The sequence below is a fragment of the Erythrobacter sp. S249 genome, assembly GCF_057364975.1.
On sequence record NZ_CP200287.1, the window covers coordinates 2,611,464 to 2,624,245 of the forward strand.

General features: G+C 61.6%; 10 protein-coding genes and 1 riboswitch. All 10 genes read left to right on the top strand.

The window, feature by feature from the left end:
- The first annotated feature begins 69 nt into the window (after positions 1-69).
- The 10 genes from ftsZ to AC0V6V_RS12345 all read left to right on the top strand — a co-directional run bounded on the left by ftsZ (position 70) and on the right by AC0V6V_RS12345 (position 12,775).
- Complete coding sequence (ftsZ, locus tag AC0V6V_RS12300) at positions 70-1,812, top strand: cell division protein FtsZ (protein ID WP_486165650.1); 1,743 nt, start codon at positions 70-72, stop codon at positions 1,810-1,812.
- Positions 1,813-2,007: 195 nt separating this feature from the next.
- Complete coding sequence (locus AC0V6V_RS12305; RefSeq protein WP_486165651.1) at positions 2,008-3,600, top strand: tetratricopeptide repeat protein; 1,593 nt, start codon at positions 2,008-2,010, stop codon at positions 3,598-3,600.
- A 141-nt stretch (positions 3,601-3,741) separates the two neighbouring features.
- Positions 3,742-4,248, top strand: a complete 507-nt coding sequence (locus tag AC0V6V_RS12310) for a type III secretion system chaperone family protein (RefSeq protein ID WP_486139553.1) — start codon at positions 3,742-3,744, stop codon at positions 4,246-4,248.
- Positions 4,249-4,285: 37 nt separating this feature from the next.
- On the top strand, positions 4,286-5,092 hold the full coding sequence (locus AC0V6V_RS12315; protein WP_486165652.1) for a pyrroline-5-carboxylate reductase family protein: 807 nt from the start codon (positions 4,286-4,288) through the stop codon (positions 5,090-5,092).
- Positions 5,093-5,211: 119 nt separating this feature from the next.
- Entirely contained in the window at positions 5,212-5,970 is a 759-nt protein-coding gene (locus tag AC0V6V_RS12320; protein WP_486165653.1) for a Bax inhibitor-1/YccA family protein, read from the top strand.
- 220 nt (positions 5,971-6,190) lie between these two features.
- On the top strand, positions 6,191-7,135 hold the full coding sequence (locus AC0V6V_RS12325; protein ID WP_486165654.1) for a hypothetical protein: 945 nt from the start codon (positions 6,191-6,193) through the stop codon (positions 7,133-7,135).
- Between the two features lie 185 nt (positions 7,136-7,320).
- A riboswitch (cobalamin riboswitch) is annotated at positions 7,321-7,538 on the top strand.
- Between the two features lie 115 nt (positions 7,539-7,653).
- Positions 7,654-9,645, top strand: coding sequence for a TonB-dependent receptor plug domain-containing protein (locus AC0V6V_RS12330; protein WP_486166351.1), 1,992 nt, complete (start codon positions 7,654-7,656; stop codon positions 9,643-9,645).
- A gap of 39 nt (positions 9,646-9,684) precedes the next feature.
- Complete coding sequence (gene cgtA / locus AC0V6V_RS12335) at positions 9,685-10,755, top strand: Obg family GTPase CgtA (RefSeq protein WP_486165656.1); 1,071 nt, start codon at positions 9,685-9,687, stop codon at positions 10,753-10,755.
- A complete protein-coding gene (proB, locus tag AC0V6V_RS12340; protein WP_486165657.1) occupies positions 10,740-11,870 on the top strand; it encodes a glutamate 5-kinase in 1,131 nt (376 codons plus the stop codon). The genes cgtA and proB overlap by 16 nt, the downstream gene beginning before the upstream one ends.
- Positions 11,867-12,775, top strand: a complete 909-nt coding sequence (locus AC0V6V_RS12345) for an NAD-dependent epimerase/dehydratase family protein (RefSeq protein WP_486165658.1) — start codon at positions 11,867-11,869, stop codon at positions 12,773-12,775. Before proB ends, AC0V6V_RS12345 begins: the two co-directional genes overlap by 4 nt.
- The last annotated feature ends 7 nt before the right edge of the window (positions 12,776-12,782 follow it).

Here is a 12,782-nt window from a genome sequence, read left to right on the forward strand (position 1 = left end):
ACAAGTATTGAGAATTATTACGTATGGCGGGACAAGGATGGGTCGTCTCTCGCCTGAAAGGGACAATTGATGAGCATTAATATCGGACCAGCAGCGAGCGATGACATGCGGCCCCGCATTACCGTGGTGGGTATTGGCGGCGCTGGCGGCAATGCGATTGCGAACATGATTGAATCCGACATCGAAGGTGTCGAATTCATTGTTGCCAACACGGACGCTCAGGCCTTGAGCAGCAGCCCGGCGGCAACCCGCATTCAGCTGGGGCCGGATATCACCGGTGGTTTGGGCGCAGGTGCCCGGCCAGAAGTGGGCAAAGCGGCGGCGGAAGAAACCGTCTCTGAGATCGAGACCGCGCTCGAAGGCGTGAACATGGTCTTCATCGCCGCTGGCATGGGCGGCGGCACCGGCACTGGCGCAGCGCCAGTGATCGCCGAGGCGGCTCGCCGCAAAGGTGTGCTGACGGTTGGTGTCGTTACCAAGCCATTCCTGTTCGAAGGCACGCGGCGGATGCGCGCGGCAGAGGCCGGCATTGACGAGCTGCAAGAGCATGTCGACACGCTGATCGTTATCCCGAACCAGAACCTGTTCCTGGTCGCTCAGGCAGAGACCACTTTCAAAGAAGCGTTCCAGCTGGCCGATGAAGTGCTGCAGCAGGGCGTTCGCTCGATCACCGATTTGATGGTGATGCCGGGCCTCATCAACCTCGACTTTGCCGATGTGCGCTCTGTGATGAGCGAAATGGGCAAGGCGATGATGGGCACAGGCGAGGGCGAAGGTGAAAACCGCGCGCTTGATGCGGCGGAACAGGCGATTGCCAACCCGCTGCTCGACGGTGTCAGCATGCAAGGCGCCAAGGGCGTTATCATCTCGATCATCGGCGGTGAAGACATGAAGCTGCTCGAAGTGGACGAGGCGGCAAACCACATTCGCGAGCTGGTCGACGATGATGCCAACATCATCTGGGGCAGCGCGTTCAACCCTGATCTCGATGGAAAGATCCGCGTCAGCGTGGTCGCGACCGGCATAGAGCAAGGCGCGGTTGGCACGACGCGGGACAGCGCGCCTGTCGCGCTCTCCAGCGCCCGCGCACCTAAGCGCCCGGTTCTGCCATTGCCCGGTGAAGAAGAGGCCGCAGCAGCGGCGGTTGAAGCTGAGCCGCTGACCCTGTCAGAGCCGGAGCCAATGATCCTGTCCGAACCAGAAGTGGACGAACTCGAGGAAGAAGAAGAGCCAATTTCGGTTGAGCCGTTTGATCTTTCCGGCATGCAGGCCGGTGATGATCTGGGCGAGCTGGATGATGACGATGTCGATGGCATTGTCGATCCGCTGGCCGGACTGCGCGATGCAGAGGCCGGTTTAAGCGGCGGCAGCATGCCAGAGCCAGCAGCTGACGACGCGTTTGGTTCGGCTGCAGAGGCTGGCTTTGGCGCGGAAGCTGAGGGTGAAAGTGATGACGGCGAAGCCGCACTCGATCTGACCGCAGAGGCACCGGAAGACGATGCGGACGGCGGCGATGATTTGCTCGCCAGCGCCGACCGTCTGGCCGAAGAAGACAATCCGGTTGAATCCGGCGTGCCATCGCGACGCTCCGGCATCCTTGGCTCCGGCCATGGCGATGGCAGCGACGCAAGTGGCGGCGGTGCAGCAGGCGCGGCGTCTGGCGGCGGCAGCACTCTGTTTGAACGCATGGCCAACCTTTCGCGCAGCTCCGGATCGGACGATGCGGAAGAAGAAGAGGAAGAGGATAAGAGTGGCGAAGACGCACCAGCGCTCAGCATTCCGCGTTTCCTCGGACGCCAAAACAACCAGTAATTGCGCCTAAGACGCGTGAGATAAATCGGGCGGGTGCAGCGATGCGCTCGCCTGATTTGCGTTTGGGGTAGGGTGCCGGATTACTTCTTGGCACACACGGGCCGGCGGGGCGTTATTCGCGAAGATGCGATGTTCACCTCGCTTTCAGTTCGCTTTCGCTAGCGAAAATGTCCCCAGCTGCTAGTTAGAGAAACTATGATTCTGCGGTCCCCCCGTTCGCTTTTTCTGTCCGGCATTGCACGGCGCATCCCGCTCGCGGCGTTTACTGCCGGTGCTGGCCTTGGCCTGAGTATGGCCGCCGTGCCTGCTCATGCGCAGGACAGCGGGGCGACCTCGCGCGAAGTCGTCCAGCCCTTGCCATCGGCTCAGGTTCAGCGTCTCAACCGCGCACTGCTGCGTTTGGCGCGCCGCCCGCGCGATCTCAGCACTCTGATTGAGGCTGGCAATGCCGCGATGCTGCTGGGCGATATGGACGCTGCGATCGGTTTCTTCGGCCGCGCTCAGGATATTTCGCCAACCGACTCGCGGGTCAAAATGGGCATGGCGGCGGTATTTCTTCGCTCGGACCGGCCCATTGAAGCGCTAAGGCTGTTCAATGAGGCAGAGGCCGCTGGCGCTTCCTCCCGCGACGTTATGGGTGACCGCGGTCTGGCCTTTGATCTGGTCGGCAACAATCAGGCGGCGCAGGCGAGCTACCGCGATGCCTTGGCGCTTAATGAAGACAGCGAAGTGGTGCGGCGGCTTGCGCTCAGCCAGGCGATTGCCGGGGACAAGCAAGCCTTTGAAGAGATCCTGAGGCCGCAATTGGACGCGCGCGATTTCGCCGCCTTCCGCACGCAGGCGTTTGGCCTGGCGATTTTGGGCGAGCAGGACGAGGCAGCGGCGATTGTCGATGCCGTGATGCCGCGCGATTTGGCCGCGCGCATGACGCCCTATCTCGCCTTCATGCCGCGCCTGACCAAGGCTCAGCAGGCCGCCGCCGCCAATCTCGGCATCTTCCCTGCCGCCGCGCAAGTGGGCCGCGACGATCCGCGCATTGCGGAATATGCCGCGCAGGGCAGAGCCATTGCGAGCGCAGCGGATACCCGCCTGGCTCCGGCAGGAGAGCCGCTGGGCCGGGTCGCCGATGCGGGTGATGCCGCCGAGCAGAGCTTGACCCCTGGCGTTGAGCAGATTGAGCCGTCTTCTTCCGCGCCGCCTGCGGCTGCGATTGCTGCGGCTCCGGAAACGCAGACTCAGACCACTCCAGCTTCGGCCGAAACAGTTAGTGTGGCCCGCGCAGGCGACGCTGCGGCGACTGCCGAGGCTGGCGGAGTATCGCCGCGCCCTGGATTCGATCTCGCACGAGTGAACACCCGCGAGACGGCACCAGCCCCGCGCTCAAGTGTGGCCGATGCCTTTGCTGAGTTTGGCTCCGATGTGCCGCGCGTTACCAGAGCGGGAGAAGGTGCGGTTGATCTGGCCGCGATTGAAATCCCGCGTGAAAGCGAGATCGAAGCAGAACCGGCAGAACCAGAGCATCCGCGCCGCCAATGGGTGCAGGTTGCAACGGGTAAGGATCGCTCCGCCTTGCGGTTCGATTGGCGGCGTTTTACTCGCACTGCGCCGGATGAATTGAACGGCCTTAACCCGCATGTTGTGCCCTGGGGCGAGGCCAATCGCCTGCTTGCCGGACCGCTTGGCACCGCGCAGGAAGCGCGCCAACTGGTCACTGCGCTGCGCGCCCAAGGTCTGGACAGCTTCACTTACACCAGTCCAGAAGGTCAGGAAATTCAAGAGCTTAAATAAGTTTTTGGGTTACGAACAGCTTTCTGTGCACAGGCTTTGAACAGCGCAATGGGGTTCTCCCCAGCCAGCCGACGCCTCCACATTGCCAAGCGGCCCTTTGCCAAGGCATCTGTCATGGCCGATGACAAAGATAGCCAAATCATGAGACCGCGCGAGAACGAGTTCAGCGCTTCGGAAGACGCCGCGCCGGTCGATATGCTGGCGGCCCTGTTCGAGGCGCGCGGCTGGCCGTGCGAAGTCGTCTCCAGTGACGAGCTGACAGGCGAAGTGCAGGGCAGCTGGACCAAGTATCAGCTGCGCGCGATCTGGCGGGCAGAGGACAATGTCCTGCAATTCATCGCGCTGCCAGACATTCGCGTCAGCGCAGAGAAGCGCCCGGCGGCCTATGAATTGCTATGTCTGGTCAACGAGCAGATGTGGCTCGGCCATTTCGACATTTGGTCCAATGGAGATGTGCTGCTTTATCGCCACGGCGCGATGCTGGGCGATGATGGTATGCTGAGCCTGACCCAAGCGCAATCTTTGGTCGAAACGGCGATTGATGAATGCGACCGGTTTTATCCCGCGTTCCAATTTGTGCTGTGGGGCGACAAGGCCCCGCGCGCCGCGCTAGACAGCGCGCTTGTTGATGCCGCTGGAGAGGCGTAACTCTCTCGCTGGTTAGGCGCGATTGGTAGGGGCGGTTATGTCCAAAGTTCTGATTTTTGGCTGCGGCAATATGGCGGGCGCGATGCTGGCCGGGTGGCTGGCGGCTGGGGTGGATCCAAGCCGCTTTGTGGTGGTCGACCGCTCAATGGAGCGCGCACCAGACGGTGTGGAGCTGTACCGCGAGATGCCGCAAAATTCGGATCATGATGCGATCCTGCTCGGTGTGAAACCTCAGCAGCTTGCGGATTTGCGCCCGCTGCTTCAGCCGGCCGCTGGCCCTAAAGTGGCGGTGCATTCCTTGCTGGCAGGGATCACTCTTGCGGGATTGGCCGAGGCTTTTCCTGATGCCCGCGCGCATTTGCGCGTGATGCCCAATCTTGCCGCGCGCATTGGCAAATCCCCGGTTATTCTGGCGCAAAGCGGCCTTGAGGCGGCGGAGCGCGACAGCGTCTTTGCGCTATACGATCAATTGGGCAGCGCCGTCTGGCTTGGCGATGAAGCGCAATTCAACCTGATGACCGCGCTGGCAGGCTCGGGCCCCGGCTTTGTCTACCGCTTCATTGACGCGCTGGCCGGTGCGGCCACGGACCTAGGCCTGGACCGGGCATCGGCAGACCGATTGGCGCTGACCATGGTGGAGGGCGCGGCCTCTTTGGCGGGCAATGCGGACAGCTCCCCGGGCGAGCTCGCCGACCAAGTGGCCAGCCCAGGCGGCATGACGCGCGAGGGCCTAAATGTGCTCGATGACGGGGCCGCATTGCGCGCACTTTTGCGAGCGACCTTGGCCGCGACCGCGCAAAAAGGCGATGATCTGGCGCAAAGCTCCGCTAAATCAGCAGGATAGTAGTCTTAACGTAGCGTAAGCATCGTGAAGCGGTTTTGCTTGAAATGCGCGGCAAAAATCACGATATTGCCCAGTGAAGGCGCGTATGTCCGCGCCCGCTTTTAACTGTAGGGATGATCATGTCTGATTGGAAAGACACTCAGCAATCACAGCAGGGCTTTGGCTCTTCTGTGCCCCGTGCCGGCGGGAATCTTGCCGGTGAGACGTATGATGAGGGCCTGCGCAAGCATATGCTCTCGATCTACAATTACATGAGCTCCGGCGTATTGCTGACAGGTATTGTCGCAATTCTATTTTCCTGGGGCGGTGTTGAATCGCCAGCCTATTGGCTCGCCGTAAATGGCGGCCTACTGTTCTGGGCGGTTAAGCTTGCGCCATTGGCCTTCGTCCTCGCGATGAGCTTTGGCCTGCACAAGATGAGCCAGTCGACACTGCAAATCGTGTTCTGGTCGTTCGCGACTGTCATGGGCATTTCGATGTCGACGATCTTCCTCGTCTACACGGGCGAATCCATCGCAGTAACGTTCTTCGCCACGGCAGCGGCCTTCGCTGGCCTGTCGCTGTGGGGCTACACCACGAAGAAAGACATTTCTGGCTGGGGCAGCTTCCTGATTATGGGTGTAATCGGCCTGATTATTGCCATGGTGATCAACATCTTCCTTGGTTCTGAAACGATGTCATTCGTTATCAGTGGCATCGGGGTGCTGATCTTCGCTGGCCTCACCGCTTACGATACGCAGATGCTGAAAAACCAGTATCAGCAGATCCGCGGCACGTCCTTCATCGGCAAGGCCGTGATCATGGGCGCGACCAATCTGTACCTCGACTTCGTGAACATGTTCATGTTCCTGTTGCAGTTCCTTGGTAACCGCGATTGATCTGAACGCTCGGCCAGCGCGGTTTGACGCAAAACTTGCCGCGCCAACCGATAAATGATTGCAAACTGTTGATGCCCGGGGCGTGTAATGCGCACCGGGCATTTGCTTTGGTGGCTAAGCGCAGTAACGCATTGTGCTTCAGCTTGGGGCAAGGCAATCTAGCGCATGCATATGGCGCGTTGCCCGGGGCAAGTTACGATATTGAGAGAGGCACATCCTAATGAGCGCAGCACAACTGGCCCAGACGCCGGTACAGCACTTGACCCCTGAGGTCGCATCACCTTCCGCTGGCTCCAAACTGGGGCTGCGCATTCTGACCGTTGCCGCTGGCGCCGCTGCGCTTGGTGCTTGTGCAACAACCCCGCCGCCTCCGCCTCCACCGCCGCCTCCGCCACCGCCTGTGGTCGAAGCCATCCCGGCGCGGCCATTGCCGCCGGGCGGCGCATCCTATGTGATGGATATTCCGGCGACCGGCGCTGATGGTCAACGCATCACCATCAATCGCGGGATCAGCGATGATGAGAAGGTCTGGCACTTCCGCTCCGCTTGGAATGTGGCCGCGCTCAATTGCACCGCCGCGCGCCATGCGCCGGTGCTCGATGCCTACAGTTCTTACATCAAGAAACACGCGCGCGCGCTAAAACGGGTGAACGACCGGATTGACCGGGTTTATCGCAGCCAGCTCAGCTCTCGCCGCAGCGCAATTATGGCGCGCGAAAGCAAGATGACCAGCGTCTATAACTTCTTTGCTCTGCCGCCCGCGCGCTCGAACTTCTGCAACAATGCGCTGGATATCTCGAACCGCTATCTGGCCGCACCGGATGAAGATCCGATCGCTTTTGCCATGGCGAATTTTGAGCTTAAGCAAGCACCGTTTCACACCTTCTTTGCCGAGTACGAGCAATACCAGCGGGAATCGGCCGCATGGGATGCCCGCTATGGCGAGCGTTACGGCGCTTCTCAGCCGGGCTGGGTCGCGGTCCAGGCTGCTCGCCAATCTGGCAATTTCGGATCAACCCCGCCGCCCTCTGGCTTCGTGGCTGATCCGGGAACCAGCGGCAATGCGCAGGTGCCGATTGTGCCGGTGGAAGAGGGCGTAGTCTCTCAACCAGTGACGCAGCCGATCCCTGATGCGGACCCAGCAGCGGCAGATCCCGGCACATAGCGCAGAGCTAGCGCTCCTCACTCCTCGCCGTCGCAGGCATTGTCTTTGCGTGCCATAGCCACCCACGCCCTCCACCCTTCCACCCGGAGCCTACCGGGATACCATCAGGGTGGAAGGCTGGAGGGCGTGGGCGGCGCGGATGTCTGAGAGTTCAACGCGCTTGCGCCCCTTACAAAAGCTGACTAATCGCAATTCCACGCATTGGTAACGGGAATGTGGTGCGGGGCCTTTGGCCCCAAAGCCGCGGCTGTCCCTGCAACTGTAAGCGGTGAGTGATTGACTTCGCGCGGGCTCTGATAGGAGCGCGCAGCCACTGGGAAGGCCGTGAATGGCCGCCTGGGAAGGTGAGAGGCAAGAGCGGTGACCCGTGAGCCAGGAGACCGACCAGCGCGTGTCGCTTGTTGCCTGGTTCAGGGATTGATCCGGCGCGAAAGAATTTTCGTCTCGAGCGACGATTAACGGGGCTGCGTGGGGGTTTGACGCCGCGCGGTCCGTCGCTTTGGACGGAAGGAAATATCTTGAGAAATCTATTGTTGAGCAGCGCAGCTGCTGTGTTTGCGCTCAGTTTGAGCGGCCATGCGGCTGCGCAGGATGAAGGCGCGGCAAGTGAGGCACGCACGCAGAGTGCTGACGATGGAGCGGACCCTGAGTCCCTTTATCTTTCGGCCACTGTGCCCAACATCCTAGTCAGCGCTAGCAGGTCGCGAGAACTTGATGTGACCAAATACACTGGCTCTGCGACCGTCGTGACGCGCGATGATATCGCTGTGCGCCAAGTCCGCGATATTGCCGAAGTGCTGCGCGATGTGCCGGGCGTGGCGGTTAGCGAGACCGCTGGGCAGACCCAAATCCGCCTGCGCGGCAGCGAGGGCAATCATGTCCTCGTGCTGGTCGATGGCATCGAGGTCTCCGATCCCTTCGCTGGCGAATTCGACATCAGCACTTTGCAGGCCGAAATCGGCTCCAGCCTAGAGGTACTGCGCGGCGCGCAATCGGCGCTGTATGGCTCTGACGCAATTGGCGGCGTGGTCGCTTACAACACCGCCAGCGGGAGCGATTTGGAAGGCTTCGCCGCGCGGGTAGAGGGCGGCACGCAGGATACGATCAACGCAGCGGCGCGCTATGGCGCCTCGGGCAGCAATTGGAACGCCGCGCTCAGCGCCAATTTGGTCAGCACTGATGGCCAGCCCAACGCGCGCGGCGGCATTCGCGACATTGGCCGTGACAGCTATACGGTGTCGGGCAAAGGCGCGGTAGAGCTGAGCGAGAATTTCGAACTGCGCGCGGTGGCCCGCTACGTCAAGACCGAAGGGCAGTTCAACGACCAGAACTTTAGCGTTGCCGCGATCCCTGACCCAACCTTTGGATTGGTCATAGACTCTCCCGACACCCGGTTTGAAACTGAGGCATTTTATGCGCTGGTCGGCGCGCGGCTAGAACTGCTCGATGGCGATTGGACGCACGACCTGTCCGGACAGATTGCCGATGTCAGCCGCGACACCTTTGGTGCATTTGGCCGCGCATCAGGCAGCGAGGGTGAGCGGCTGAAGGCCTCTTACGTCTCTGGCATGCAATTCGGCGGCGGCCCGATCGTGCATCAGGTCACATTCGCGGCGGATTGGGAGCGTGAAAGCTTCCGCAATAACGATCCATTTGGCTTTGCCTTCACTGAAGAGCGCGACACCGAAAACACCGGCCTGGTTGGCGAATATCGCCTGTCAGTTGAACAATTTGAGCTCAACGCCGCGCTGCGCCACGATATCAATGACCGGTTCGCAGATGCGACGACTTTCCGCATCGGTGCCGGCTATGATTTCTTGCAGGGCACACGCATTCGCGCCGCCGCTGGATCAGGCATCAAGAACCCCGGCTTTTTTGAGCTGTTCGGATTTGTCGATGGCCAGTTTATCGGCAATCCGGATCTTGAGCCGGAAAAATCAATCGGCTGGGAAGTGGGCGTCGATCAGGATATTGCAGACGGCGCGGTTCGCCTGTCAGCAACCTATTTTGAGAGCGAGCTGGAGAACGAGATATTCACGGCTTTCCCGCCGCCTAACTTCACCGCGACGCCGGGCAACCGAGAGACCGATAGCGAACGGCAAGGGATTGAGCTGTCTGCGCGCGCGCGCTTGGGGCCGCAGTTCGCGCTCGACGCCGCGTACACCTATCTCGATTCTGAGGAAAACGGGGTCGAGGAAGTGCGCAGGCCCGGCAATATCGCCTCTGCCGCGCTGACATGGACCGCGCCGAATGACGCCGCCTCTGCCACGCTGATCGTGCGCCACAATGGCAGCACTGATGATGTGGCCTTCACCGATCCCAGCTTCGTGCCGGTCCGCGTGCGGCTGGATGATTACACGCTCGTCAATCTGGCGGGCGAGGTGAAGCTGTCGGAGAATATCCGCGCCTTTGGCCGGATCGAGAACCTTCTGGGCGACCGCTATGAGCAGGTGTTCAGCTTTGTCAGCCCGGGCCGTTCAGCTGTGATCGGAGTAGAAGCAAGGTTCTAAACTCTCGCTTTCTGATGAGGAAATGCATAGGAGCGCTCTATGCATTTCCTTGATCAAGCCAAGATATACCTAAAGTCGGGCGGCGGCGGGCCGGGAGCGGTCAGCTTTCGGCGCGAAAAGTACATCCAGTATGGCGGCCCGGACGGCGGCAAAGGCGGCAAAGGCGGCGATATCATCTTTGAGGCTGTTGGCGGCCTCAACACGCTGATCGACTTCCGCTATTCGCAGCATTTCAAGGCTCCGCGCGGCGGGCACGGCATGGGCCGTGACCGCACGGGGGCTGGTGCAAAAGACTTGGTCGTGAAAGTCCCGGTCGGCACACAGGTGCTGTCCGAGGACAAGGAAGAGGTGCTCGCTGATTTCACCGAAGTCGGCCAGCGCGTTGTCTTTATGGAAGGCGGGCAGGGCGGACGCGGCAATGCGTCGTACAAAAGCTCCACCAATCGCGCCCCGCGCCAGCATCAACCGGGCGAACCGGGTGAAGAGGCGTGGGTGTGGCTGCGGCTCAAATTGCTCGCTGACGTGGGCCTGGTTGGCCTGCCCAATGCGGGCAAATCGACCTTTATCAACGCGGTGTCCAACGCTCAGGCGAAGGTCGGGCATTACGCCTTTACTACCTTGGTGCCCAAGCTGGGGGTTGTTCGCCACAAGGCCCGCGAATTTGTGATCGCGGATATTCCCGGGCTGATCGCTGGCGCCGCCGAAGGCGCAGGGATCGGTGACCGGTTCCTGGGGCATATCGAGCGCTGCCGCGTGCTCATCCATCTGATTGACATCTCTGGTGATGATCCGGCGGAGGCGATGCGTGTGGTCGCCGAGGAACTCGAAGCCTACGGCGCGGCGCTGGAAGACAAGCCCCAGCTGATCGTGCTCAACAAGGTTGATCTGGCCGATGACGAACTGGCCGAGGGTTTTACCGAGGAGCTGAAAGCTGCGGGCGCGGACGAGGTGTTTGTGATTTCTGGCGCGAGTGGGGCGGGGATTGAGCCATTGCTCGACGCGGTGCTTGGCTATCTTCCGGATCGCACCTCGACCGAGACGAAGGCCGCAGAGGTCGAAGAGCTTCCCGAAAACGAGGATGGGGATGCAGGCGAATGGTCGCCGATTTAAGCGCATTTGCTGATCCTGCCGCTTGCCCGCGTTTGGTGGTCAAGATTGGCTCGGCCTTGCTGGTCCAAGACGGCGCGCCGCGCCGCGAATGGCTCGCGACACTGATCGCTGATGTCGCGCGGCTGCGCGCGAATGGACAGGAGGTGATCCTGGTCAGTTCCGGCGCGATTGCGCTGGGTGCGGCCCGGCTTGGCCTGCCCAAAGGCGGCCGGGCGAGCCTTGCCGATGCGCAGGCCGCAGCGAGTGTTGGCCAAGTCGCTCTGGCGCAGCTGTGGGCGGAAGCGCTGGGCGCGCATGATATTACAGCGGCGCAAATGCTGGTGACGATTGGCGATCTGGAGGACCGGCGGCGTTATCTCAATGCCTCCGCGACGCTCGAACGCCTGCTGGAGGCGGGCGCAGTTCCGGTGGTCAACGAGAATGACAGCGTGGCGACCGAAGAAATCCGTTTTGGCGATAACGATCGGCTCGCCGCGCGCGTGGCGCAGGCGGCGGATGCGAATGCGGTGCTGCTGCTGTCCGATGTTGATGGGCTGTACGATAAGCCGCCGGGAGAAGACGGTGCGCGCCTGATTGAGCGTGTGGACAGCGTCACGCCCGAAGTGATCGCCATGGCCAGCGATGCCTCCTCATCGGGGCTGGGATCGGGCGGGATGACCGCCAAATTGCAGGCCGCGCAGATTGCCGAGCGCGCCGGGATTGCGCTCGCGATTATCAATGGCACGCATAATGCACCGATCACGCGGTTGCAGGATAATGGCATCGGCACGCTCTTCGCGGCCAAGGATGTTGGCGATGCGCGCAAGAGTTGGCTCGGCGGGCGCTTAGCGCCAGAAGGCAGCATCACGGTTGATGCGGGCTGTAAAAAGGCTCTGACCAAAGACGGCGCCAGCGTGCTTGCGGTCGGGATCACTGCGGTGGAAGGGTCGTTCCAGCGCGGCGATTTGATCACCGTGTGCGCGGCGAATGGCACCGTTCTGGCTCAGGGCCTGTCGGAATATGATGCGGTCAGCTGCCGAAGGATCGCGGGCCTGCGCCACGATCATCAGGCAAAAGTGCTCGGCTATGCCCCACGCGCAGCGGTGGTGCACCGCGATCATTTGGTGCTGCTGTGAAGCTGGCCGTCACTGGCTCCACTGGTTTTGTCGGTCAGGCGTTTCTGGACGTTGCCACTGCCACGGGCGAGCACGAGGTCCGTGCGCTGACCCGGCGTGAGCAACCGCCGCGCCAGGGTATCACCTGGGTTCAGGGCACGTTGAGCGATGTGGAGGCCTTGGCCAGGCTGATCGATGGCGTGGATGCGGTGGTCCATATCGCCGGGCTCACCAACACGCCCGATCTCACAGAATTCGAAGTCGCCAATGTGCTTGGCACTCAGAACATGATCGCCGCGACAAAGGCGGCGGGTGTGAAGCGGTTCGTGTTCGTCTCTTCGCTCTCTGCGCGCGAGCCGGATCTGTCCGCTTATGGCGCGTCAAAAGCGCGGGCAGAGACATTGGTGGAGGCCAGCGGTCTGGATTGGACGACGGTGCGCCCGCCAGCGGTATATGGCCCGCGCGACACGGATATGTTTGAGCTGTTCCGCAGTGCCAAATGGGGCCTAGTGCCTTTGCCACCACGCGGGGCAACCTCGATCATCCATGTGCAGGATTTGGCCAATCTGCTGCTCGCGCTGACCGGGCCGGTCGCCCCCAGCCGCGTGCTGTTTGAACCGGACGATGGCCGCGAGGGTGGCTGGAGCCATAAAGAGCTAGCCCATGCGATTGGCGCGGCGATGGGGCGCAAGGTGCTTGCGCCAAACCTGCCCGCTGGCGTGCTGAGCGCGGCGGCGCGCGCGGATAAGATGCTGCGCGGTGACAAGGCCAAGCTGACCGCCGACCGGGTCGGCTATATGTGCCACCCCAATTGGGTGGCGCGCTCGCTGAAAGCGGTGCCTGACCAGATTTGGAAGGCCAAGATATCCGGCGAGGAAGGTCTCGCTCAAACGGCCAAATGGTACCGCGATAAAGGCTGGCTGTAGCGCCCGT

Excerpts from the sequence above, each read along its gene's own strand:
- ftsZ (WP_486165650.1), top strand. The coding sequence starts at position 70 with ATGAGCATTAATATCGGACCAGCAGCGAGCGATGACATGCGGCCCCGC.
- AC0V6V_RS12305 (WP_486165651.1), top strand. The coding sequence starts at position 2,008 with ATGATTCTGCGGTCCCCCCGTTCGCTTTTTCTGTCCGGCATTGCACGG.
- AC0V6V_RS12310 (WP_486139553.1), top strand. The coding sequence starts at position 3,742 with ATGAGACCGCGCGAGAACGAGTTCAGCGCTTCGGAAGACGCCGCGCCG.
- AC0V6V_RS12315 (WP_486165652.1), top strand. The coding sequence starts at position 4,286 with ATGTCCAAAGTTCTGATTTTTGGCTGCGGCAATATGGCGGGCGCGATG.
- AC0V6V_RS12320 (WP_486165653.1), top strand. The coding sequence starts at position 5,212 with ATGTCTGATTGGAAAGACACTCAGCAATCACAGCAGGGCTTTGGCTCT.
- AC0V6V_RS12325 (WP_486165654.1), top strand. The coding sequence starts at position 6,191 with ATGAGCGCAGCACAACTGGCCCAGACGCCGGTACAGCACTTGACCCCT.
- cgtA (WP_486165656.1), top strand. The coding sequence starts at position 9,685 with ATGCATTTCCTTGATCAAGCCAAGATATACCTAAAGTCGGGCGGCGGC.
- proB (WP_486165657.1), top strand. The coding sequence starts at position 10,740 with ATGGTCGCCGATTTAAGCGCATTTGCTGATCCTGCCGCTTGCCCGCGT.